At 64.8% G+C, this 25025-nt stretch carries 17 protein-coding genes; 10 read left to right on the top strand and 7 right to left on the bottom strand.

The features are described from left to right. Window positions 1–9: 9 nt before the first annotated feature. The 6 genes from narI (at window position 10) to CSQ93_RS04765 (ending at window position 6487) form a co-directional block, all read left to right on the top strand. The gene (gene narI / locus CSQ93_RS04790) at window positions 10–696 is read left to right on the top strand and encodes a respiratory nitrate reductase subunit gamma (RefSeq protein WP_099376990.1); all 687 of its coding nucleotides are present in this window, start codon (window positions 10–12) and stop codon (window positions 694–696) included. A 15-nt stretch (window positions 697–711) separates the two neighbouring features. Continuing rightward, entirely contained in the window at window positions 712–1458 is a 747-nt protein-coding gene (locus CSQ93_RS04785; RefSeq protein ID WP_034781603.1) for a peptidylprolyl isomerase, read from the top strand. A gap of 102 nt (window positions 1459–1560) precedes the next feature. After that, window positions 1561–2547: a GTP 3',8-cyclase MoaA gene (gene moaA, locus CSQ93_RS04780; RefSeq protein ID WP_099376989.1), complete on the top strand. Its 987-nt coding sequence runs from the start codon at window positions 1561–1563 to the stop codon at window positions 2545–2547. Window positions 2548–2591: 44 nt separating this feature from the next. After that, on the top strand, window positions 2592–4478 hold the full coding sequence (locus CSQ93_RS04775; protein ID WP_324847110.1) for a type IV pili methyl-accepting chemotaxis transducer N-terminal domain-containing protein: 1887 nt from the start codon (window positions 2592–2594) through the stop codon (window positions 4476–4478). A gap of 24 nt (window positions 4479–4502) precedes the next feature. Further along, on the top strand, window positions 4503–5165 hold the full coding sequence (locus CSQ93_RS04770) for a response regulator (RefSeq protein WP_034781594.1): 663 nt from the start codon (window positions 4503–4505) through the stop codon (window positions 5163–5165). 110 nt (window positions 5166–5275) lie between these two features. Continuing rightward, window positions 5276–6487, top strand: a complete 1212-nt coding sequence (locus CSQ93_RS04765) for an NnrS family protein (protein WP_099376987.1) — start codon at window positions 5276–5278, stop codon at window positions 6485–6487. A gap of 4 nt (window positions 6488–6491) precedes the next feature. Here the strand turns inward: CSQ93_RS04765 and CSQ93_RS29650 are convergent, their stop codons facing one another. The 6 genes from CSQ93_RS29650 to CSQ93_RS04740 all read right to left on the bottom strand — a co-directional run bounded on the left by CSQ93_RS29650 (window position 6492) and on the right by CSQ93_RS04740 (window position 13380). Then, on the bottom strand, window positions 6492–6617 hold the full coding sequence (locus CSQ93_RS29650) for a hypothetical protein (RefSeq protein ID WP_267891631.1): 126 nt from the start codon (window positions 6615–6617) through the stop codon (window positions 6492–6494). A 30-nt stretch (window positions 6618–6647) separates the two neighbouring features. Continuing rightward, a complete protein-coding gene (locus tag CSQ93_RS04760; protein WP_099376986.1) occupies window positions 6648–10097 on the bottom strand; it encodes a response regulator in 3450 nt (1149 codons plus the stop codon). 97 nt (window positions 10098–10194) lie between these two features. Further along, window positions 10195–11607: a response regulator gene (locus tag CSQ93_RS04755; RefSeq protein ID WP_099376985.1), complete on the bottom strand. Its 1413-nt coding sequence runs from the start codon at window positions 11605–11607 to the stop codon at window positions 10195–10197. Next, window positions 11604–11966: an Hpt domain-containing protein gene (locus CSQ93_RS04750; RefSeq protein WP_099376984.1), complete on the bottom strand. Its 363-nt coding sequence runs from the start codon at window positions 11964–11966 to the stop codon at window positions 11604–11606. Before CSQ93_RS04750 ends, CSQ93_RS04755 begins: the two co-directional genes overlap by 4 nt. Before the next feature lie 33 nt (window positions 11967–11999). Continuing rightward, window positions 12000–12626, bottom strand: coding sequence for a response regulator (locus CSQ93_RS04745; RefSeq protein ID WP_099376983.1), 627 nt, complete (start codon window positions 12624–12626; stop codon window positions 12000–12002). 127 nt (window positions 12627–12753) lie between these two features. Further along, entirely contained in the window at window positions 12754–13380 is a 627-nt protein-coding gene (locus CSQ93_RS04740) for a hypothetical protein (RefSeq protein WP_099376982.1), read from the bottom strand. A gap of 327 nt (window positions 13381–13707) precedes the next feature. Here CSQ93_RS04740 and CSQ93_RS04735 point away from each other — a divergent pair, with 327 nt between their 5' ends. Then, window positions 13708–16149, top strand: coding sequence for a membrane-bound PQQ-dependent dehydrogenase, glucose/quinate/shikimate family (locus CSQ93_RS04735; RefSeq protein WP_099376981.1), 2442 nt, complete (start codon window positions 13708–13710; stop codon window positions 16147–16149). 72 nt (window positions 16150–16221) lie between these two features. On the opposite strand, the gene CSQ93_RS04730 is transcribed toward CSQ93_RS04735, so the two are convergent. Beyond that, window positions 16222–19668: a DUF748 domain-containing protein gene (locus tag CSQ93_RS04730; protein WP_233516040.1), complete on the bottom strand. Its 3447-nt coding sequence runs from the start codon at window positions 19666–19668 to the stop codon at window positions 16222–16224. Between the two features lie 245 nt (window positions 19669–19913). Here CSQ93_RS04730 and CSQ93_RS04725 point away from each other — a divergent pair, with 245 nt between their 5' ends. From CSQ93_RS04725 to CSQ93_RS04715, 3 genes are all read left to right on the top strand, one after another. Further along, the gene (locus tag CSQ93_RS04725) at window positions 19914–22058 is read left to right on the top strand and encodes a TonB-dependent siderophore receptor (RefSeq protein WP_099376979.1); all 2145 of its coding nucleotides are present in this window, start codon (window positions 19914–19916) and stop codon (window positions 22056–22058) included. A gap of 55 nt (window positions 22059–22113) precedes the next feature. Then, window positions 22114–22509, top strand: coding sequence for a DUF2946 domain-containing protein (locus tag CSQ93_RS04720; RefSeq protein ID WP_099376978.1), 396 nt, complete (start codon window positions 22114–22116; stop codon window positions 22507–22509). A gap of 96 nt (window positions 22510–22605) precedes the next feature. Continuing rightward, window positions 22606–24684, top strand: coding sequence for a TonB-dependent receptor (locus CSQ93_RS04715; RefSeq protein ID WP_099376977.1), 2079 nt, complete (start codon window positions 22606–22608; stop codon window positions 24682–24684). Window positions 24685–25025 lie beyond the last annotated feature (341 nt).

Below are 25025 nucleotides of genomic sequence, written 5' to 3'. Positions count from 1 at the left end.
GAGTACATCATGAGTAATTATTTGCATCAATTTGTGTATGGCATTTATCCATACATCGCGCTGGCCATCTTTTTCCTCGGTAGCCTGATCCGTTTCGACCGCGAGCAATACACGTGGAAGTCCGATTCCAGCCAGCTGCTGCACCGCGGCAGCCTGCGCCTGGGCAATATCCTGTTCCACATCGGCATCATCGGCCTGCTGTTCGGCCATGCGGCCGGCTTGCTGACCCCTGTCTGGGTATGGGATACCCTGGGCGTGTCGCATAGCCTGAAGCAGGGCGTGGCCATGGCGGCCGGCGGCGTGATGGGCGGCCTGTGCCTGGTCGGCATACTGATCCTGCTGGCGCGCCGCTTCGGCAATGAACGGCTGCGCGCCGTCACCACGGCCGGCGACAAGCTGGTGATGGTGTGGATCTTGCTGACCTTGCTGCTGGGCCTGTCGTCGATCTTTGTCTCGGCGTCGCACATGGATGGCCACATGATGGTCTTGCTGATGAACTGGGCGCAGCACATCGTGACCTTCCGCGGCGACGCCGCCAGCTTCATCGTCGATGCGCCGCTGGTGTTCAAGCTGCACCTGTTCATGGGCATGTCGCTGTTCGTCATCTTCCCGTTCACCCGCCTGGTGCACGTGTGGAGCGGCTTCGGCGCCGTGGCATATCTCGGCCGCGCCTATCAACTGGTTCGTCGCCGCTAAGAAAGGAGTCACATCATGGGAATCTCCGTCAATGGCATCGATATCGACGATGCCGACATCGCGCAGGAGCTGCCGCATCACGACGGCGCCGGCAATCCGCTGAAACAGGCCGTGCATGAACTGGTGCTGCGCCGGCTCCTGCTCGACGAAGCCGAACGCCTCGGCGTGCAGGGTGGCAGTACTGACGACCGCATCGAAGCGCTGTTCGCGCAGGAAGTGCGCGTGCCGCCCGCCGACGATGCGGCTTGCCGCACCTTTTATGCGCAGCGCCCGCAGCTGTTCAGTAGTGGGGCGCTGGTCGAGGCGCGCCACATCCTGTTCCAGGTGACGCCCGAGGCGCCGCTGGAGCTGCTGCGCACGACGGCGCAAGCCGTGCTCGATGCCCTGAAACTGGCACCCGAGCGCTTCGGCGAACTTGCGGCGCAGTATTCGAACTGCCCGTCCGGCGCCCTGGGGGGCAACCTGGGCCAGTTGTCGCCGGGCCAGAGCGTGCCGGAATTCGACGCGTTGCTGTTCCGCCTGGAAGAGGGCGCGCTGGCCGGCCATTTGCTGGAAACGCGCTTCGGCTACCACATCGTGCAAGTACTGCGCCGGGTCGAAGGCCAGGCCATCGCCTATGAGGCGGTGCAGGCGCAGATCGCCGACCGCCTGTCGCGCGCCGCGTGGCAACGCGCCGTGCACCAGTACCTGCACTTGCTGGTGGGGCGCGCCGAGATCGCCGGTGTCGAGTTGGAAGGCACGGCCAGTCCGCTGGTTCAGTAGGCTGAAAGGCGTAGTCCGAAAGGCGTAGGCCGCTAGGCCTTCTGGGGCACAGCCAGATCGTGCCCCAGCCTTTACAATCAAGAAAGAAACAGGAGTAGCGTCATGGGGTGCGTCAAGTTGCAGGACCGTTTTGGCCGTTCGATCGATTATGTGCGGCTGTCCGTTACCGACCGTTGCGATTTGCGCTGCAGTTACTGCATGCCCAAGGGCTTTCGCGGCTTCGAGGAACCGAAGGACTGGCTGACGTTCGACGAGATCGAGCGCCTGCTGGGCATCTTCGTTCGCCTCGGCACGCGCCGCGTGCGCCTGACGGGCGGTGAACCCCTGTTGCGGCGCAACCTGCCGGAACTGGCGCGCAAGCTGACGGCGCTGCCTGGCCTGCAGGACCTGTCGCTGTCGACCAACGCCACCCAATTGGGCAAGCATGCCGTGGCCTTGCGCGCGGCGGGCGTGGACCGCATCAACGTCAGCCTCGATTCGCTGGACCGCGCCTGCATGCAGCAGATCACGGGGCGCGACAGCCTGCAACCGATTCTCGATGGCCTGATGGCGGGCAAGGCGGCCGGTTTCGACCCGATCAAGATCAATATGGTGGCCATGCGCGGCGTCAATGACGGCCAGATCGAGGCCATGGCGGCGTTTTGCATCGAGCAGCAGTTCATCCTGCGCCTGATCGAAGCCATGCCGATGGGCAGCACGGGCCGCAATGCCAGCTACATGCCGCTCGGTCCCGTGCGCGAGCGCCTGGCGGCACGTTTTGGCCTGGTGCCGCAGGCAACAGAGCTCGGCGGCGGGCCGGCGCGCTACCTGGCGACAGCCGACGGTCGCTCGAGCATCGGTTTTATCACGCCCATGTCGCAGCATTTTTGCGCCAGTTGCAACCGCGTGCGCCTGTCCGTCGATGGTACCCTGTACTTATGCCTGGGCCAGGAAGAGAAATTCGCCCTCGGCCCCATGCTGCGCGGCGGGGCCACGGATGCGGAGATCGAAGCGGCGATCCGCGCCGCCATCGAACTCAAGCCGCAGCAGCATGATTTCAATACGCAGCCCGATAAAATTATCAGGTTCATGGCACAAACCGGCGGCTGAGGCAGTTTGCATTTACATTCAAGGGCGGTATGAAATTCAAGGCGATGTTTTCCTCCTGGCAGAAGCTGTCGACCAAGATCGTCGGCGCGTTGCTGCTCATGCTGGTGCTGGCCCTGAGCGCCATCGGTTGCACCCTGTTTTTGTCGTGGCAGCTCGAAGGCAGTTCGGCGGCCATCAACGAGACGGGCCGGCTGCGCATGCAGACCTACCGCCTGACCCTCCTGCTTGCCAGCGACGCCGGCGAGCAGGCGCGCCAGCAAGTGCTGCTGATCGACGAGACCCTGGCCAAGATCGGCCACGGCGACCCGCAGCGTCCCCTGTTCCTGCCTCCCAGCACGGCCATCAAATCCGAATTCGAGCGCATCGGCATTGCCTGGCGCGGCGCCTTGCGCCCGGCCGCGCTGGCCGCCGATTCCAACGCGCGCGCGCGCCAGTTCGAGCATGACGCCGATACCTTCGTGGGACAGGTCGACCAATTGGTGCGCCTGATCGAGCACGATAGCGAACAGCGCACCTTCTGGCTGCGCGCTTCGCAGCTGATCCTCGTCGGCATGGCCGTCATCGGCACGGTCAGCATGATTTACCTGATGTTCATGCTCATCATCGAACCCGTGACGCGGCTGCGCCTGGGCATGCAGCGCATGAAGGAACGCGATTTCAGCGTGCGCCTGGCCGTCGAAAGCAATGACGAATTCGGCCAGCTGGCCAGTGGCTTCAACCAGATGGCCGACCGCCTGCAGGCGCTGTATGGCAACCTGGAAGAGGGCGTGCGCAGCAAGACGGCCACCCTCGAGTACCGCAACCGCGAACTGGCGCTGCTGTACGAAAGCGCCGCCTTTCTGCAGCGCCCGCAGCCCCTGGAAGACATTTGCGGCGGCTTCATGCAGCGCATCGTCGACTATTTCGAGGCCGACGGCTCCACCGTGCGCGTGCTCGACGCCGAGCGCGGCAACCTGCACATGGTGGTGCATACGGGCCTGTCCGAAGAACTGGTGGCGTCCGAGCATTGCCTGAAGGTGGGCGACTGCCTGTGCGGCACGGCCGTCGAGATGAAGGTGGCGAAGGTGCACGACATGCGCCGCATCGACAAGGCGCACGAGCTGCGCTGCCACCGCGAAGGCTTTGCCACCGTCTCCGTCTTCCATATCCATGCGCACGAACAGCACCTGGGTTTTTTCAACCTGCATTTCCGCCATGCGCGCGTGTTTTCCGCGCGCGAGCTGGCCTTGCTGGAAACGCTGGGCCAGCTGCTTGGCATCGCGCTGGAAAACCTGCGCCTGGCCGCGCGCGAACGCGAGATGGCCATTTCCGAAGAGCGCAACCTGGTGGCGCAGGGCCTGCACGACAGCATCGCGCAAAGCCTCAATTTCCTCAACCTGCAAGTGCAGATGCTCGACGACTCCGTACGCAACGCCCGTTTCGACGAGGTGGCGGGCATCGTGCCGGCCCTGCATGCGGGCGTGAAGGAAAGCTACGAAGACGTGCGCGAACTGCTGGCCAACTTCCGCAGCCGCCTGATGGAGGACGATTTGATCGGCTCCCTGCGCGCGGCGGTGGACAAATTCCGCCGCCAGACGGGCATCGAGGCCGATCTGCTGGCCGACGTCGATGGCGCGCCATTCCCCCGCGAGCAGCAATTGCAGTTATTATTCATCGTGCAGGAAGCGCTGTCGAACATCCGCAAGCACGCCCAGGCCAGCCACGTCGAAGTGCGCCTCGCCGATCACCAGGATTTTACGCTGACGATCAGCGACAATGGCGTCGGCTTCGACGCCGCCGCCGTGCTGGAAAAGGGCGACAGCCATGTCGGCATCCATATCATGCGCGAGCGCGCGCAGCGCATCGACGCCACGTTCGACGTGCACGCCTGTCCCGGCGGCGGCACCACGGTCGAACTGCATCTGTCGCGCGAGCAGCGCCGCGCCGCCTAAGTAACTATCTGAAAGTACAAAAAAATGGAGACTCCCGATAAACCGATCACTGTCATGCTGGTGGACGACCACGCGCTGTTCCGCAGCGGCATACGCTCGCTGCTGCAGCGGCACACGGATTTTTCCGTCGTGGGCGAGGCGGCCGATGGAGTGGAAGGCATCAAGCGCGCCATCCAGCTGCAACCCGACGTGGTGCTGCTGGACCTGAACATGGCCGGCATGTCTGGCGTGGAAGCGCTGCAGCTGATGCAGCACGACTGTCCCGACACGGCCATCGTCATGCTGACCGTGTCGGAAGACGCGGAAGACCTGGCGACGGCCCTGCGCGCGGGCGCCTGCGGTTACCTGATCAAGAATATCGATGCCGACTACCTGGTGCGTGCCATCCGCCGCGCGGCCGCCGGCGAAGTCGTCATCGCAGAAGCCATGACGGGCAAGCTGGTGGCGCAGCTGCAGGCGGGCACGCGGCGCGAGGAACCCGTGTCGGAGCTCGACAAGCTCACGCCGCGCGAAAAGGAAATCATCGACTGCCTGTCGCGCGGCGAGAGCAACAAGGGCATCGCCCGCACCTTGGACCTGGCCGAAAGCACGGTCAAGATCCACGTGCAGAACGTGCTGAAAAAACTCAACCTCACCAGCCGCGTGCAGGCGGCCGTGTACGCGGTCGAGCACCGCCAGGGCAAGTAGCCTGCGCTGCCGGCTAGTCACTGCAGACTAGCCGGCTAGTCCTTTTGCCGATGGCGACATCTGCGCTTTTAAAGTAGTATATTGAATATATCTTTAGACGCGAGCCCATCATGGCCATCACCCCGATCAGCGAACCATCTTCTTCCGCCGCCGCCCCTGGCGCGGCGCCCTGGCATGCCCGCCACGCCGTCTGGCAACTGGGTTTCCGCCCGTTTTACCTGCTGGCGGCCGTGTTCGCGGCCCTCGGCATTCCCCTGTGGCTGGCCAGCTATGCGGGTTGGCTGACGGGCGGCTTGCAAGTAGGCCTGGGCTGGCATATGCATGAAATGGTGTTCGGCTTCGCGCTGGCCGTTGTCGTCGGTTTCCTGTACACGGCTGGGCGCAACTGGACGGGCTTGCCCACGCCGCACGGCGCACCGCTGATGGCGCTGGTGGCGCTGTGGCTGGCCGGGCGCGTGGCCATGCTGTGCGGCCCCGGCCTGTTGCCGGCGCTGGTCGACTGGCTGTTCCTGCCGCTGGCCGCCTGGCCCCTGTACCTGGTGCTGCGCCGCTCGGGCAATACGCGCAATCTGTTCCTCGTCGGCTTGCTGGCCTTGCTGGCACTGGCCAATGGCCTGTTCCACGCGGCCGTGCTGGGCTGGCTGCCGCTGTCGTTGTTTGTGCCCGTGCAGGCGGCCATCTTCATCATCGTGCTGATCGAATCGGTGATCGGCGCGCGCGTGATCCCCATGTTCACCCGCAATGGGGCACCTGGCAGCACGCCCGTGGCCAGTCCAAAGCGCGCGCTGGTGGCCGTGGCCTGCATGGCGGCGGCCGCCATCGCGTGGCTGGCCGGCGCGCCAGCCTGGTTGACGGCGCCGCTGGCCCTGTCGGCAAGTGGCGTGTCGCTGGCCAATCTGCTGGCCTGGCAGCCGCAGCGCACGCTGCGCGTGCCGCTGCTGTGGATATTGCACCTGTCGTATGCGTGGATCGGCATCGGCTTTGCGCTGCTGGCGGCCGCCAGCCTGGGTCTGCTGCCGGCCAGCGCCGCATTTCACGCGCTGACGGTGGGTTCGATGGCGGGCCTGATCATCGGCATGATGACGCGCACCACCCTGGGCCACACGGGCCGACCGCTCACGGGCGGCAGGGCGGAGGCGGCGATGTACTGGCTGATCCAGCTGGGCGCGCTGGCACGCCTGCTGGCCGCCGTCGGTCCTGTCGCGCTGGCCATGCCGCTGCTGCTGGCAGCGGGCGCCTGCTGGTCGCTGGCCTTTGGCCTGTATGCGTGCGTGTATGCGCCGTATCTGTGGCGCGCCAGGGTGGATGGGCGCGAAGGCTAAGCCGTCAGAAAGGTCGCCAGGCCAGCAGTTTCTTGAATTCCGGCGTCCAGTAGGACAGCGATTCGCCCACGACGAATAGCAGCGTGCCCAGCATGATGGCCTTCAGCAGCAAATCCCTGCACCAGATCATAGTGTTCCCCAAGTTTTCATGTTGGCAAGTTTACCATTGGCGTGCCCGGTCATGTTGAGTTTCTGGCATGGCAGCCTGGCCGGGCGGCGGCGTCTGTGCCGTGAAGGTGGCGACAGCCTCGATGGCGTGCGCCAGCGCCTGTTCCAGCGTGTCGAGCGCGGCGGCCGCGTCGTCGCCGGCGTGCAGCAGCTGTTCGGCATGCTGGGCCGCATGCAGGGTGGCGGGCAAGGCCAGGCTGCCGGCCACGCCGGCCAGCTTGTGCGCCAGCGCGGCCGCGTCGTCGCGTGCATTGGCCGCCAGCAGCGCGCGCATGGCGCCGACCGTGTTGCTGTAGGTGTCGCCAAAGCGCGACAGGTTCTGGCGGTAGGGCGCTTCATCGAGCCACTGTGCCATCCCTTGCGCCACGTCGATCGCGGACGCCGCGCCGCCAGGCAGCACGGGCATCGTCCCTTCGGCCATGACCGGCGGCAGGACTGGCACCGTTTGCGCATGACGCCGGTGCGCGCGCGCCACCAGGGCGATGGTCTGCGGCACGTCGAACGGTTTGCTGATGAAATGGTTCACGCCCGCTTCCAATGCCGCCACGCGCTGCGTCTGGAAGGCGCCGGCCGTCAGCGCCACCACGGGCAGGTCCTGAAACTGCGGCAACTGGCGCAGCGCGCGCGTCGCCTGCAAGCCATCCATGACGGGCATCTGCACATCCATCAGCACGATGTCGACGTCGGCGGGGTGGGCCAGCAGCCAGTCCAGCGCCTGCCGGCCATCGCAGGCGAACGAGGGCACGGCGCCCTGGTCGCACAGGATATGCCTGACCACGTCGCGGTTGATCTCGCTGTCGTCGACTACCAGCACGCGCACGCCGGCCAGCTGGCGCTCTCTCAGCGGAACAAGACTGGCGTCCAGGCCGGCGACCCTGGAGCGCTTCTGGCGCGCCTCCATGGTCGCGTTGTACAGACTGGAAGCGGTCACTGGCTCGTTGAGAATGGCATCGGCGGCATTGGCCGGGTCGGTGCGCCGGCGCGCCGGCGTTGACCCTGACGCGCCGCTGGCGGCCAGGATGACGACGGGGCAGTCCTGCGGCGGCAAGTATTCGCGCAGCGCGCGCGCCGTGGCTTCACCGTCCAGGTCCGGCATGCGCGCGGCCAGCAGGACGACGCCGGGCCGCTCGCCGTCGGCGCAGGCCAGCGCATAATCGAGTGCCGCCTGGCCGCCGGATACGGCATGCACGCTCCAGCCCAGGCCGCGCGCCACGGCGTCCACGGCGGCGCGCGCGTCGGCGTTGCCGTCGGCCAGCAAGACGCGCAGGCCCTGCATGTCCTGCATGTCGGGCGAGGACAGGGTGCCGGCGGGCATCAGTTGCAGCGGCACCGTGAAACTGAACGCGCTGCCCTGGCCCAGCTCGCTTTTCAGCTGCAGGGTGCCGCCCATCAGGCTGACCAGCTGGCGGCAGATGGTCAGGCCCAGGCCCGTGCCGCCGAAGCGGCGCGTGGTGGAGCTGTCGGCCTGGGCGAAGGCGGAAAAGATCGCTTCCTGCACCTCGGGGGCGATGCCGATGCCCGTGTCGCGCACGCAAAAGCGCAGCACGGCGGCGTCGCCGTCGCGGCTGTCCAGTGTGGTCAGCAGTTCGACCGTGCCCTGTGGCGTGAACTTGATGGCATTGCTGCCCAGGTTGACCAGCACCTGTTCCAGCCGCAGCGCGTCACCGAGCACGTGGTCGATGCCGTCGGGCAGCGGCCCGATGCGCACGGCAATCGGCTTGTCGTGCGCGGCCACGCCCATGCTGGCGCTGATCTTCTCGATCACCTCGGCCAGGCGGAACGGCGCATGCTCGATGGTCATGTGGCCCGCCTCGATTTTCGACACGTCCAGCACGTCATTGATGATGCCCAGCAGGGACTGGCCGGCGGCGCGGATCTTGCGCGTCATCAGCAGCCCCTCTTCATCCAGGCTGCCCCTTTCCAGCAGCCAGGCCATGCCGAGGATGGCGTTCAGGGGCGAGCGGATTTCATGGCTCATGTTGGCGAGGAATTCCGCCTTGCTGCGGTTGGCCGCTTCGGCCCCGTCGCGCGCCAGCTGCATGGCCGCCTCGGCCTGCTTTTGCGCGGAAATATCCTGGGCAAAGATCAAGGTGGCCGGTCCATCCTTGAGTATCACGCGCGTGCTGGTCTTGAGGATGGGCACGGGCCGGCCCTGCTTGTCCAGGCCGACGGCTTCAAACATCTGTTCGCTGGCCGAATCGGCCTCGATCAACGCTTCCTTGCTTGCCAGCGCGACTTGCGAGGCGGCCGTGAGCATGGTGCGCCAGGCCAGGCCGCTCAGGTCATCTTCGGCGGCATAGCCATGCAGGTGGCGGTAGCGCGGATTGGAATACACGAAGCGTCCATGGCGCAGGATGGCGATCGCCACGGGCGCGTCTTCGATCAAGGTGCGAAAGCGCGTTTCGCTGTCGGACACGGCCTGCATGGCCTGGCGCTCCCTTTCCTGTTCCACCTGCCACGCGGCTTGCTGCCGGCGGCGCCGCTGGCTCCAGAACAGCAGGCCGGCCGCGGCCAGCGCCAGCATGGCAAAGCCGAGGATGTAGCCCAGCGCCTGGCGCCGCAGCGGGGCGGCGATGGCCGCTTCTTCGCGGCTCAGGCCGATGATCAGGGCGCGGTCCATGTGCAGCGCAGGCGGGGCAATGGTTGCCATCGCCATGACACGGGGGGAGGCACCGGCGCCGGCAATCTCGACGCCGCTCAGCACGCCTGCCTGAAAGCCGCTGTCGCGGAAGCGCCGCAGGAAGCTGCCGGGCACGTCCATATTGGCGCCATTCGCGCTCCTGGCCGGATAGTTCAGGAATTGCAGGCCGTCGCCATGCACGACGACGGCCCAGACATCGGCCGCATACATGGCGGTGCGGAACTTGGCCGTGAAGTATTCGCGGTCGAAGGTGGCCACCACGACGCCGGCAAAGCGGCCTTGCCGGTCCTGCACCATGCGCGACGCCGTAATGACGAGGTCACGCTTGAAGGACAGGAACGGCGCCGAGATGTACAGCATGCGCGCATCGGGGGCATCGCGCGCCGTCTGGAAGTAGCCGCGGCGCGAAAAATCCTGGCCGGCCAGTTCCGGGATGTTGGTGGCGACCGGCTTGCCGCTGGCATCGATGACCAGCATGGTGCGCACGCCCGGCATGGCGTCGACCAGCGCGGCCAGGCGCCGGGGCAGCGCTTGCCCGGCGTCGGGCGCGGCACCGGCGGCAAGGTAGTCGCGGATCACGCCGTCGAGCACCAGGTTGGTTGCCGCCAGGTCGACTTCGATATTTTTTGCCAGCAGCGCCGTCAGCACGCTGAGCCGCTCACGCTCGGCCGCATCGTGCCGCGACGCTTCGGCCAGGTGCGCGTAGGCGAGGGCGGCAGCCACGATCAGCAGCCCGAGGAGCAAAAACAGCCATTCGATCAATCGTCTGCGCACTGCCGCCGCGTCTGTGTGGTAGCTCATGTGGCGATGCTATACCCGATATGCACGGAGAACAACTTTTGCGCATGACTACGCAGATGATAGTGTGGCCAATTTGCCGCCAGGCGGCAGCCGCTGGCTAGCGTGCCAGCCAGCGCTCGACCATCGCGCGCAGCTGGGCGGCCGTGAAGGGCTTGGACAGGTAATCGTCCATGCCGGCCGCCACGCAGCGCTGCCGGTCGTCTTCGGTGGCGCCGGCCGTCAGGGCGATGACGGGCAAGCGCGGCGCGCCGCTGGCCGCTTCGCGGGCGCGCAGGGCCTGGCACGCCTGGTAGCCGTCCATGACGGGCATCATGCAGTCCATCAGGACCAGGTTGTACCGCTGCGCGGCCAGCGCTTGCAGGCCCAGCGCGCCGTTTTCTGCCGTGTCGATGCTGTAGCCGCAGGCGCTCAGCTGCAGGCATACCAACTGGCGGTTCAGCGCCGTATCCTCGACCAGCAGGATGCGCGCATCCTGCGCCATCTCTTGTTCCTGCGGCTGGGCGGCATCCGCTGGTTCCGCGCGCTCCTGGCGCCGCAGCAGGGCCAGGATCAGCGCGATGGCCCCGGCCAGCACGAGCAGGCTGACCACGGCCGCGCCGCCCATGGTGTGCAGCATGCGCCGCCAGCCCGCCAGGTAGACGTCGTCCGTCACGGTCACGTTGATGGCCAGCGGATAGTCGCGCACCAGACGGATGGCGGCCAGGCGGTCGACCGCGCGCGGCGTGTCCACCAGCAGCACGCCATCGCTCTTGCCCTGTTCCAGCAGGCGGTAGATGCTGCCCGTCAGGTTGCGCTTGCCCATCATGGCGGGCACGGCCGGCCAGCGGGCCAGCAGCGTGTAGTCGCTGCGGTACAGGGAAAAGGCCGTGTGTTCGCCGATGCTGGTGTTCTGGAAGAATTTACTGAAGAAGTCGCACGACAGGCCGACCAGCACCACCCCCAGGAAGCGGCCGTCCGTGCCGCTGATGCGCCGGCTGATATAAAAGGTCCAGGCTCCATTGCCCTTGTTTTGCACGGGCGCGCTGACATGCATGCCGCCGTCCGGGTTGCGCCGGTGATACTCGAAGTAATCGCGCTCGTCGAGGCGGATGGGTGGCGCGGGAAAGGCGCGGCTGAAGGCCAGCACGCTGGCATCGCCGCCGACGATGGACACCACGTCCACCTGCGGCACGCCGCTGATCTTGTGCCGCAGCATCTGGTGCATGGCCGGGGTGCCGACGGCGGCAGCCAGCGCTTGCGCGTCCGCGGGGGCGCCGGCATGGATGTCGTTGCTGACGCTGTCGAGCACCAGCCTGGCCGCGGTCATGCTCTGCGCCGTGTTTTCCGCCAGCAGCAGCGACAGCTTGGACAGGTCCTGTTTCCAGTCATCGACGGCTTTGCGGTGCAGCAGTACGCCGGAGACGACGATGCTCAGTGCCAGCAGGCCCACCACCACCAGGCCCACGACGGCCGCCGTGGTGCGCGGCCGATAGCGGTGCACCAGGCGCAGGGCGGCCTGGCGCACGTTCATGCCTGCGCGCCCGTGTAGTCAAGCATGCTGCGGCGTACCTCCAGCGCCACTGCGTCGACCAGCGCCGCCGTCTCGTCGAGCCAGCCGGCTGCCGCCATGCCGTGGTGGCGTACCAGATGCTCGAGTTCCGCCAGGCGCGCCACCAGGGCGCTGGCGCCCAGCAGGGCGACGGTGCCGCGCAAGGTATGGCAGCTGTGCACGATGGCTTGCGCCACGCCGCCGCGCACGGCTTGCTCGACGTGCGCAAACATGGCTGGCGACGTATCGAGGTAGGTCTGCGACAGGGTGCGGAACATCTCCAGGTCGTGGCCGGTGGCCTGGAACAGCACGGCAGGATCGATGTGGCGATAGGCTGGCATGGCGGCTCCGTGGCGAGGGAAATCGGTGGCGGGCTAGGCGGCCAGGCTGTTGCGCCGCGCATGGCCGGCGCAGCAGGCGCGCAGGTAGCCGCGCAGCTCGTCGTAATTGACGGGCTTGGCAAAGAACACCACGCCGGGCGGCACGCCGCCACGTTCTTCCAGTTCCTCCGGCGTCAGGCTCGACAGCATGGCGATGTGCATGTCCGCCAGCAACGGGTCGGCGAGGATGGTGCGGATCACCTCGTAGCCGTCGATGCCTTCCATGATGATGTCGGCCAGCAGGATGTCGGGCTGGTCGCGGGCGATTTCCATCAGCGCCTGGTAGCCGTTTTCGCAAAAGCGCAAGCTTGCCTGCAAGCCCCAGGAACCGATCTGTTTTTCATACAGCGCGCGCTCGATCGGATTGTCTTCGATCACCAGGATCGAGGGCGGGCGGCCCGACGGGGCGGGGCGGTTGGCGCGTGCCGCGCGCTGGTCCTGGCCCGGCTGGCCGGGATTGCCCTTGTAGGCCTCGACGGCCGCCAGGGGAATGCGCCGGTGGCCGCCCTTGGTCTTCCAGGCTTCGATCGCGCCGGCCTCGACCAGTTGCTGCACCGAGGTGACCGAGATGCCGAGGATTTCGGCGGCCTTTTGGGTGGTGCAAACGTCTGCAGTGTGCATGATGGGCTCTATGGTCGCGGATGAAGTTGTAGGGAATGATACGCAATCGCGCTCAAGAAATCAATTTCAACGAATTAGATGAATTCACTAAAAACATGAGTGTAGCGGACCGGGGCCTGGCGCGCGCTCATGGCCGGCTTTCTACGCCGCTGCGGTCGTCGGCCAGCACCGCGCCCGTTTGCAGGGCCGTGACGGCTTGCGACAGAGCATCGAGCGCCATCAGCAGCTCCGCGTGCAGGCGGCGCAGCGCTCCGATATCGTTGGAAAAGCCCGCATGCACGGCCTGGCGCGCCAGCGCCTGCAAGTGGAGCATGCCCATGGCCTGGCTGCCGTCGAGAAGCTCCTGCGCCAGCACGCGCGCCGGTGCAGCCCGCTCGCAGCGCAGCGCATGGGCGATTCCGGCCAGGCGGTCGCGCGACTCGGCCACGAACAGGGCCAGAATCTCGCCCTGCAGGCGCCGGTCGTAGCCGAACATGGCGTCCAGGCGGGCCAGTTCGAACGGCGGCGCGCCCGACGCCTTGGGCGCTTGCGGCGGCGGTGCGCTGTCAGCCACTTTGGTCGGCGGCACCCCCCTGCGCGTTTGCAGCAACTGGTGCAGATCGGTTGGCTCCGCACAGCCTGCCTGGCGCCAGCGGGTGCGGCGCCAGAGCAGGGCGGCCAGCAGCAACAGCAGGCCTGCCAGCGCCAGCGCCGGACGCATCAGCGACAGGTCTTCGCAGCGCAGGAAGGGGTGGATGGCAAGGAAGGCGTTCATGTCGGTGCTCCAGTGCGGTCTATGCGAGTGATCCTGCGTGATGGTTGATCAGAAATGCTTGGCTTCGATGCTTTTCATTTTATGATAAAAAATCGTTTTATTCGAGAAATTTGTTGTTTATTTAGTTGATTTAATTTTTTTCATAAAAAACAAAATGATTGTGGCGGACTGGACGCTCAGCTCGTGTATAAAAAGCCACACGGCATGCAGCGGGCGTTCTGGCGTGTGGCACGCTTTGTCAATTAGTGAAAAAATGCAATTTCCTTGATCGCCATCAAATACGGTGCGCAGGCGCGTGCCGCCGACTGACTCTTGTGAAGGAGCATCATGACTGCCTCTGCCCGGCCTGGACCCTTGCTTGTCATCACCGCAGTCCTCTTCATCTTGCTGGGCCTGGCGCTTGCCGGCGGCGGCGCCTGGCTCGTCAGCCTCGGCGGTTCCTGGTATTACGTCGTGGCCGGCATCGGCATGCTCATCGCGGGCGCGCTCGTGTGGAAGGGGCGGCGCAGCGCCCAGCTGTTTCTCGCGCTGCTGCTGTTCGCCACCCTGATCTGGTCCGTGATCGAAGTGAAATTCGACTGGTGGCAATTGCTGCCGCGCCTCGATATCTGGTTCGCCGCTGCCGTCTGGCTGCTGCTGCCGTTCGTCGACCGCCGCCTCGATCCGCCCTTGACGGCCGGGGCGAAACCGCGCGACGCGGGCAAGAGCGCCCTGACGGCTGCCGTGGTGCTGACGGCCGCCGTGGGCGTGTTCTCGCTGTTCCAGGACTATTACACCTTGCACGGCGAGGTGCCGGCCGAGAACATGGCGGCCGCGCCGCAAGGCGATTTCGCGCCGGGCGTGGCGCCGAATGATTGGGCCGCGTATGGCCGCTCCGGCTATGGCGACCGCTACGCGCCGGCCGCCCAGATCACGCCGGCCAACGCCGCGCAGCTGAAACAGGCGTGGGTGTACAACACGGGCGACTTCAAGGGGCCGAACGATCCGGGCGAGATCGCCAACGAAGTCACGCCGCTGAAAGTGAACGGCATGCTGTACCTGTGCACGCCGCATAACATCGTCATCGCGCTCGATCCGGATACGGGCAAGGAGATCTGGCGCCACGATCCGAAGATCAACCGCGACGCATCGAGCTACCAGCACATGATCTGCCGCGGCGTGGCCTACTGGGACGTCAACGCGGGCCGCGCCAAGGGCGACCCGGCGCCCGAGGCGGCCGGCATGGAGTGCCCGCGCCGCATCCTCGCGCCCACCATGGATGCGACCCTGATCGCCGTGAATGCCGATACGGGTGTAGCCTGTAAAAGCTTTGGCGAAAACGGCGTGATCGGCCTGTACCACGGCATGGGCATGAAGAAGCGGGGCTTTCTGATGCCGACGTCGCCGCCGGCCGTGGCGCAAAACGTGGTGGTGATGGCCGCCAGCGTGACCGACAATTTTTCCACAGAAGAGCCGTCCGGCGTGATCCGCGGCTACGATCCCGTCACTGGCAAGCTGATGTGGAACTGGGATGCCTCGAACCCGGACGACACTGCGCCGATTGCCGATGGCAAGACCTACACCAACAATTCGCCCAATTCCTGGGGCGTGTCCAGCGTCGATGAAAAGCTGGGCATGGTCTACATTCCGATGGGCAATGAAACGCCCGACACGTGGGGCGGCAATCGTAATCCCCATGGCGAGAAATACAATAGCGCCATCGTTGCGCTGGACCTGGCGACGGGCAAGGTACGCTGGGTCTACCAGACCGTGCACCACGATATCTGGGACATGGATATCGGCGGCCAGCCGACCCTGGTCGACATCGACACGCCAAAAGGCAGAGTTCCGTCCGTGGTTGCCACGACCAAGCGGGGCGATATCTACGTGATCGACCGCCGCGATGGCAGCCTGGTCGTTCCGGCGCCGGAAAAACCCGTGCCGACGGCCAACGCGGCTCCCGGCGACCGCTTGTCGCCCACGCAGCCATTCTCGGCCCTCACTTTCTTGCCAGAGAAAAACATCAGCGAAACGGATATGTGGGGCACCACGCCGTTCGACCAGCTGGCGTGCCGCATCATCTTCCGCCAGCATCGCTATGAAGGGCCGTTCACGCCGCAGACCGTGGCCGAAGGCAAGATCAAGGGCGCCATCATCTCACCGGGCCCGCTGGGCATCTTCGAGTGGGGCGGGGCGGCCGTCGATCCCGTGCGTCAATTGTTGCTGGTCAATCCAGACTACATGGGCTTTTTGGAACGCCTGGTGCCGCGCGCGCAAGCGAACGCCAAGGGCGGCACGGGCTCGGAAATGGGCTTGCAGCCGCAGACGGGCGTGCCGTTTGCCGTGGAAATCAAGCCCTTCCTGTCGCCACTGGGTTTCCCATGCCAGGCGCCGCCGTGGGGCTATATCGCCGCTGTCGACTTGCGCACGATGAAAAAAGTGTGGATGCACAAGAACGGCACCACGCGCGACAGCGCCCCCGTGCCCATCGCCTTGCCGCTGGGCGTGCCCAGCCTGGGCGGCATCAGCACCACAGGCGGCGGCGTGGCTTTCCTCAGCAGCACGCTCGACTACTACATCCGCGGCTACGACGTCAGTAACGGCAAAACCGTATGGAAAGCCCGCCTGCCAGCCGGCGGCCAGGCCACGCCGATGAGCTATGTCTCCGACAAGACGGGCAAGCAATATGTCGTCGTCATGGCCGGCGGTCATGGTTCGCTGGGTACGAAGATGGGCGATAGCCTGGTGGCGTTTGCCTTGCCGGATGCGGCGGTGGAGAAGAAAAAGTAGGGAGAATAGGGGTAAGGCGGAAAGTGCCGGGGTTGGATCCTGATGGGCCGACCCCGGCACTTTGCTTTTGGCTTATTGCGCCGCCAATCCCAGCTTCAAGCCCACCAGTTTGCCCGGCGCGGCCTCCGTTTTTTCCGGCGCACCCGCACTGACCCTGGTCGCCGGCGTGCCGTCCTGCTGCAGGGCCGCCAGGATGGCCGCGCTGCGCTGGACGCCCAGCTTGCTCAAGGCGTCGGCAGGCAGGGGCTGCTTGGCTTCCAGCTGCTCGCGCAAGCCGTTGTAGAACGCGCCCGTGTCGGCCACTTGTGGCTCTCCCTCGATCAGCTTGCCCAGGCGTTGCAGGACGGGGATTTTTGCCGCCGGAGCGGAGGCCGCCGTTGCCGCAGGCGTAGCCGACTCCGCCGCCTTTTTCTGCTTGTCCAGCTCGGCCTTGCCGAAGCGCTCGCCGTACAGGTCGCGCAGGGCGCCCCGTATCTTGCGTTCGCCCAGGTTCAACGGTCCCGGCTCCTCTCCCGCTTCCAGCTTGATGCCGGCCTTGGCGGCCACGGCGCGGCGCACTGCCTGGGCGCGCAGGGCGGCCGCGTCCGTATCGCTGTACTGGCCAGGCACGGCCAGCTTCAGCTGCTCGCGCTTGGCGAGGATTTGCGCCACCTGCTTGATTTTCTCCCGTTCGGGCGGCAGCAGCACGGCGCTGCCCGCATCGAAATCGATCGATTCGAGCTTGTCGGCGCTGATGCCCAGCAAGTTGCCCAGCGCACGGAACGGCGCCGTGACGATTTTCGTCAGCACATTGCCCACGGCTTTCCAGATCAGGGCGCCATAGCTGAATTGCGGGTCGTTCATGTCGCCCGACACGGGCAGGCCCAGGTCGATGCGACCATCGCTATCCTTGAGGATGGCCAGCGCCAGTTCCAGCGGCAGTTTCAGGGCGTCCGGGCTGTCGATGCGCTCGCCCAGGGTCAGCTTGTCGAGCACGATCTGGTTGGTGCCGTCGAGCTGGCGGTTGCGCACCTTGTATTGCAAGTCCAGCGAAATCTTGCCTTCGGCCACCTTGTAGCCGGCGAACTTCATCGTGTACGGCGAGGCGGAGACCATGTCGACATTCTTGAAGACAACGTTCAAGTCCGTGTTGTCGGTCGGGGCGAACGGGTTCAGCTGGCCACGCACGCGGGCCAGGCCGAACTCGTCGATGCGGCCGTCGAGTTCGATCTGGCTGCGCGCATCGCGTTTCGTCGACAGGCCCGTGACGACGCCATTGAGTTCATAGATCTTGGCGGCGAACTGGGGCCGCAAGCTGAGGTCGGCAAAGTCCAGCTTGGCGTTTTGCAGGCGTACCCGGCGCACGCGCACGGGGAAGGCGGCGTCGGCCGTCGGCGTGGCGGTGGCAGGCGCCGGAGCGGTGGCAGGCTCGGGCGCCTTCACCAGCAGGCGCTGCGCGTTCAGGCTGCGGTCGTTTTCGATGATCAACTGGGCGTTCGGTTCCACCACGCGCAGCTCGGGGATGTCGATAAAATCCGGGCCCACGCTGGCCGTCAGCTTGTCGGCGCGCACGCTTTTCCACGAGGCGAAGCGCTTGCCATCCGTTTCATTGAGCACGAGGCCGGCGATATCCACGCCGCCCTCATAGCGTACTTTCGGCGCTTTCGGCGCGCCGCCGCCTGTCGTCAGGCGGCCGCTGCCCGAAAGCGAGCCGCCTGCCAGTTTCAGTTTGATGTGCTGCGCCAGCAAGGGTTGCACGGGTGCCAGGGTCAGCTGTTTCAAGTTCAGCTGCGCATCGACGGCGCCCGTGCCCGGCACGAACTTGCCGTTGGCCGTGAGCAAGCCGCCTTCGCGCAAGCCCACGCCCAGTTCGAACGGCAGGGCCTGCTTCATATCATTGCTGACGTTGTGCAGTGACAGGCGGGCATCTTGCAAGTTACCCTTGATGCCAGTGCCCGCATCGTCGAAACGGGCGCCGAACTTGCTCAGTTCTACCTTGTCTACTTTGGTGGACCAGGGCGCGGATGGTTCGTCCTTGCCCGCATCGGCTTTACCGGAGGCAAACACGGGCAGCTTTTGTGCAATCGCAAATTCGCCGTGGCGGTTGCGCGCCAGGTCGATCTGCGCGCCGCTGGCTGTCACGGCGCCCAGGTGCACGCTATGTGCCGCCAGGTCGATCTTGCCTTCCGTAAAGCCCAGTTGCTGCAGCTTGAACGGCGTTTGCGCGCCCCGTTGCATGGCCAGATCGGCCAGGCTGAAACTGGCGCCGTCGATCATGGTGGCCATGCCCGCGGGACCTTGCTGCAAGCCCAGCTGCAGCTGCAGTTGCAACTGTTTCGCGCTAAATTGCAGGGCCGGCGAGACGGTTTCATCGATGGCGGACACGTCCACGTTGGCCAGCGCCAGTTGCTTCAAGTCCACCTTCCACTTGCCAGGCTTGGCTGGTGCGGCGGGTGCGGCGGTGGCCGATGCGGCTGGTGCGGGATTAGCCGGCAGCATCAGGTTCGCCACGTCGATCTCGCCCTTGCTGTCGCGCCGCACGGCCACCTTGCCGCCGTACAGATTGACTTTATCCACCGTGACGTTCTGGCGCGCCAGATCCACGTTCACGCCGGCAATGCCCAAAGTATTCAGCGAAGTGAATGGCGCACTGTTGCCACTTTGCACCAGCGCCAGGTCGCGCAAGGCCAGCCCCGCGCCTTTGACGGTTGCTTCCAGCTTGCCGTCGGCATACGAAAAGGCGTAGGGCAGGCGCGCCGACAGCTTGCCGCTGGTCACTAGCGCGCGCGTGTACGCTTTCAAATACGCGGCCAGGCCGGGCAGGGAGGCATCGTTGAGTATCAGTTCGCCTTCGCCACGAATCGGGCTGAGCGAGGCCGTGCCGCGCCAGTGCAGCTTGCCGCCGCGCGCCGCATCGGCGCTGAGGCTATAGCTGCCGTTGGCGTCGGGCAGGGTGGAAATATTGTCGAGCGTAAAGTTGATGGGTGTGAAGTTATCCGCATAGCCCGCCTTCTGGTCTTGCCAATCCACTTTGCCTTGTTCCAGCGCAAAGTGAGCGATGACGAGGCGCGGCATGCCGCCTTCGCTCTTTTCCGGATGCTTGCGTTGCCAGGTGGCCAGCACTTCGGCCAGGTTGAACTTGCCGTCCGGCGTGATGGTCAAATGAGTCTGTGGCGCCGTGATGCGGATTTCCGCCAGGCTCCAGGCGCGACGCACGATGGATTTCCATTCCAGCTGCACGGCCAGGGCGCCGATGGACAGCAGCGGCGCATTGTTTGCGCTGGGTGCTTCCTTGAAAGCGATCCGGTCTGCTTCCAGGCGCAAGGTGAACGGGTTGAAGCGCACATCACCGATGCTGGCCTGGCGCGCGAGTTCTTTCTCGGCAAATTTGGGTAACTGGTTTTTGATGACGTAGGGCACCAGCCAGAAGCCGGCCGCGCTGTAGGCGGCCAGGGCGCAGCCTGTGCCAACGGCCCAGCGCTGCCAGCGTTTCCAGCGAAATGTTTTCGTCTGCACGCTTTTGTTGTCGATTGTGTTCACGAACTGACCTTTTAATCTTGTTGGGCGGCACATCTTGCACGCCGTGACTGTCAGTATGCCTCTTTGCGGCCTCGTCTGCAAAATCCAAACGTGTTCAAGTGATAACAGGCGCCTAGGTGGCATTGTTTCCTCTATAAAACTCACACATATTCACCTTTACTTGATAATGATTCTCATTATCGGTATCATGGCCGCTAACCGTAAGTTTCCATTCGTACATATTTTCTCATTGAAAGCCCGATGTCATGCCTGTCGTCTCTCCTCGCACCCGCTTACTTCCAGTCGCCGCAGCCTTGTCGCTGGCCTTCGCTTCCCACGCCGTGCTGGCGGCCGATGCGGCCAGCGGCCAGGACGACCTGACGGCAGGCGATGAGAAAGTCATGCAAGCCGTGCAAGTGACAGGGGCGCGCGCGCAAGGCCTGGTGCCGCTGACCACCGAGGCGGGCAGCTTTCGCGGCGCCAGCATCATGGACGTGCCGTCGACCGTCAACGTGATCACGCGCGAATTGCTGGAGCAGCAAGCCGTGTCCGGCCTGTACGACGCCGTGCGCAACACGGCCGGCGTGACGCGCCAGCAAAACGGCGGCGAGACGTGGGATCAATTGGTGATACGCGGCATCGCCGTGGAAAACCGCACGAATTATCGCCTCAACGGTTCCATGCCCATCATGAACTTCTCGCAAGTGCCCATGGAAAACAAGGAAAGGGTGGAAGTGCTGAAGGGCGCCTCGGCCCTGTACTACGGTTTTACGTCGCCGGCCGGCGTCGTCAATTTCGTTACCAAGCGGGCCGGCAGCAAGCCCGTCACGAGCATGGGCTTGAGCCTCGATGACCGTGGCAGTGCCGTGGCGAATGTCGACGTGGGCCGCCGCTTTGGCGCGCAGCAGGAATTCGGCGTTCGCGTGAATGCGGCTGGCGGCACTCTGGGCTCCTACCTGGATCATGTCGGCAATGGCAACCGCCGCTTTCTCTCCACGGCGCTCGATTGGCGCGTGAGCAATAAACTGCTGTTGAAAGCGGACCTAGAATACGACCGCCGCAAGGTGACGGAGCAGGCGGGCGTGGCCTTGCCCACGGCCGTGAAAGGCGTGATCAGCTTGCCGCGCGCCGTCGATCCGCGCAAGCTGATCGGCCCGGACTGGTCGAATTTCGAGGCGCAAACGAAAAACGCGCAATTGCGCGCCGACTACGCCATTACGGATGGCTGGGCCCTGACGGTGGAAGCGGGTCACTCGGAAACGGCGCGCGACCGCCGCCTGGCCATTTTCCGCCTGAACAACGCGGCCGCGCTGGCCACGGGCGCGGGCCGCATTACGGGCAATATCCAGCACAGCGTGACGGCGTCGGACTTGCTGCGCGCGGAACTGGCCGGAAATTTCCACACGGGCTACATCGCCCACGAATTGACCCTGGGCGCATCGCGCACGGACAAGTCGCAAGATCCGATTTTCCAGAGCAATTACACGATCGCCTCGCAAAACCTGTACAACCCCGTCCCCGTGACGAATGTCGTGTTCGGCCCCAAGCCGACGGCGCCCACGACGGCCGCCTTGGATACGCGCGACACTGGACTGTACGCGCTCGACCGCATGGTCTTCAGTCCGCAATGGCAAAGCGTCATCGGCGTGCGCCGCAGCAGCTATCAAAGCGACCAGGGCGCCAGCCACTACGATGTCAGCAAGACGACGCCGATGGCCTCGCTGATCTACAAGGCCACGCCCGAGCTGTCGTTTTACGCCTCCACGGCGCGGGGGCTGGAAGAGGGTGAGACGGGTCCGACGGGTACCGTCAACCAGGGCGTCAAGATGGCGCCCGGCGTGAGCAAACAGAAAGAACTGGGTGCGCGCTGGCTGACGCCTGGCGGCACCTTGCTGTCGGCCGCCTTGTTCGACATCACGCGCCCCGGCTACTATACGAATGCCAGCAATGTGTTCACGTCGGATGGCGAACAGCGCTACCGCGGCCTGGAACTGTCGACCCAGGGCAAGCTGACGCGCCAGCTGTCGTGGCAAACCTCGGCCCAGTTCCTCGACCCTCGCTTTGCGCACATCAACGCCGACTACAACGGCAAGGCGCCGGAAAACGCGTCGAAGCGCACGGCCAGTGCCTTTCTCGCTTACGCGTTCGACGCCGTGCCGGGCCTGTCCGTCAACGGCGGCGCGTATTACTACAGCGCCCGTCCCGTCAACGACCTGAACCAGGCCTTCTTAGGTGGCGTCAGCCTGTTCAGCGCCGGCGCCCGTTATGCGAGCCGCGTGCTGGACAAGGCCGTCGTGTGGCAGCTGAACGTGGAAAATGCGACCGGCAAGCGCTACTGGGCCGGCGCCGGCACGCGTTTGGCGTCCGGCGCGCCGCGCGCCATCAAGCTGTCGTTGAAGGTGGATTTGTAAGCAAGGTTTGACTTGCGCCCTGTGCGCAGGGGCCTTGCGCTGATACAATGTTGCCATGTTCATCAGCAAAAGCAAGGCCGGCATCGTCCTGTGGATCGCGTGTATCGCCATCTTCCTGGCCACGCTCGCCCCTACGGTGTCGCGCGCGCTGACGGTCGCCAGCGGCCTGGCCGTGCCCAGCCTGGAAATCTGCTCGGTGGCGGGCGGCATGAACATGCTGCCCGCAACACTCTCCACGGACGCACCCGATACCTCGAAGGGCAGCATGCGCATGGGCGATTGTCCGTGCTGCAGCATGCATGCGGCCACCCTGAACGTGCCGCCCACGACCCTCGTGCTTGCTTCCGGCGAGCTCATCACGGGCTTGCTGCCCACGCTGTTCTACCAATCCGCCACGCCCCTGTTTGCCTGGACACCCGTCCAGCCCCGCGGTCCGCCCGCCGCTTTCTGATCTGTCCTTTCCTGAACTGCCTTGCGCCGCGCGCCAATGTGCTGTGCTGCGCTTGCGTCTGTTCGTTTTACCTATACAGAATCTGAAAGCAGCACCATGAAACATTTACCGTTATTGATATCCCTCGCCATCGCCATGCCCGCCTTGGCGCAATCGCGCACTGAAGACGTTTTGCCCGAAATGAAAGTCATCGTGACAGCCATCGGTGACGGCTACCGTCCCGCCGCCGACACGGCCCTGATGCTCAGCAGCACACCCGGCTACAGCGTGGCGGCAGGCGGCGGCGTATCCGGCTTGCCCGTCGTCAATGGCTTTGCCGATGACCGCATCAAGATCCGCATCGACGGCATGGAATTGACTTCCGCCTGCGCCAACCACATGAATGCACCGCTGTCCTACATCGATCCGCAACAAGTGCAGCGCATTCGCCTGATCGCGGGCGTGACACCCGTCAGCGCGGGCGGCGACAGCATCGGCGGCACCATCGAGGTGCAATCGAACGCGCCCGTGTTCGCCCAGCCCGGCGCGGGCCTGCTGACGCAAGGCAGCTTTGCCGTGTCGGGACGCAGCGTCAACAACAGCGTGGCGACCAGCGTGAATGCCTCGGCCGCCAGCGACAGCTTGAGCATCGGCTACAGCGGCGCTTACACGCGCGGCCACAGCTATGAAGATGGCCATGGCAACAAGGTGCTGGCCAGCATGTATGAAAGCATCAACCAGTCCATCGTGCTGGCGGCGAAAGGCCAGGGCCAGCAGCTGACCCTGCGCGCCGGCGTGCAGCACATTCCGTACCAGGGTTTCCCCAACCAATACATGGACATGACGGACAACCATGGCCAGTTTGCCAATCTCGCCTACAAGGGCGAATTCGCTTGGGGCGTGCTTGACGCGCGCGCCTACTGGCAGCAGACGGACCATGAAATGGGCTTTTTCTCGCCCGAGCGCGCGGGCAGCATGCCGATGATTACGCACGGCCGCAACACGGGTTATGCACTGATGGCCAGCCTGCCGACGGCTGCGGGCGAGTTGCGCCTGGGCCAGGAGTGGCACGGTTTCCGCCTCGACGATTACTGGCCGGCCGTGCCTGGTTCCATGATGATGGGGCCGCGCACCTATCTGAACATCAATGACGGCAAGCGCGACCGCACCGTGCTGTTTGGCGAGCTGGAAACGCGCCATGATGCACGCTGGACGAGCGTGCTGGGCTTGCGCGGCGAATCCGTGCGCATGGATGCGGGCGACGTGCAATCGTACGGTACCAACATGATGAACATGCCGGACGTGATGGCCGCCAGGGCCTTCAATGCGCGTAGCCGCAGCCAGCGCGACACGAATATCGATGCCTCGGCGCAAGCTACCTTCACGCCGGATCTTGCCAGCAGCTATGAATTCGCGCTGGCGCGCAAGGTGCGCTCGCCCAACCTGTACGAGCGCTATTCCTGGGGCCGCGGCTCGATGGCCATGACCATGACCAACTGGTTTGGCGATGGCAACGGCTATGTGGGCAATATCGACTTGAAACCCGAGACGGCTTATACGGCCGCGTTCACGGCAGACTGGCATGGCGGCGGCGAGGAGGGCTGGTTCCTGCGCGTCAATCCCTATTACAGCAAAGTCGACAATTACATCGACGTCGACGTGCTGGCGTCTTTCAACCCGTACATGAAAATGGGCGCGAACGGCAACTTGCTGCGCTTTGCCAACCACGACGCCAAGTTGTATGGCGCCAATCTGGCGTGGCAGTTGCCGCTGGCCAGTAGCGCGCGCTGGGGCCGCTTCATGGCGACGGGCAATGCCGCTTACACGCGGGGCAAGCGCAGCGATGGCGGCGACCTGTACCGCATGATGCCGTTCAACGCCTTGCTGGCCGTCGAGCACAAGCTGGGCGCCTGGAGCAACCGCATCGAGACCAGGATCGTGGCCCGCAAGGACAAGGTCGATGCGCGCCGCTTCGAACCGGAAACAGGCGGCTATGCCCTCGTCAACCTGCGCAGCAGCGTGGCATTGAGCAAGATGGCCAGCCTGAGCGCCGGTGTCAGCAACCTGTTCAACCGAGCGTATGCGGACCCGCTCGGTGGCGTGTACCTGTCGGGCCTGAAGGCGAACGGCGGCGCACTGCAAGCCTTGCCGGCCGAGGGCCGGTCGATTGATCTGGGGCTGCAGCTGAAGTTCTAATACCGTAGGGGCAATGGCGCCTTCATCCTTGCGCAGGGACGAGGGCGCCGCTTCCACCCTATAGACGTGGACATCGGGAGGTATGCCGAAGATGGCACGACTGAGGAAGTGAAATTGCAGTTCCTGGACAGATTGCTGGCATCGAAGGAACAGTTTTCCTTTCTGGCGTTACCTGCGGTCGATTTTCGTTTCGACTCCCAGGAAAACCTCGATAAAAATTACCATGGAAGCTATTATCTGTATCTGCGGTAAAGAGTAGTTTTTATCTGCTGTCGTGTAGCGTCAGTTTTTCATTGCTGACTTTTTCAGATGTGCCCTGGCCCTTTCCTGTGGATATGGGG

The organism is Janthinobacterium sp. BJB426, from assembly GCF_002735705.1.
Lineage (GTDB): Bacteria > Pseudomonadota > Gammaproteobacteria > Burkholderiales > Burkholderiaceae_D > Janthinobacterium.
This window is presented reverse-complemented; position numbering and strand designations above follow the sequence as displayed.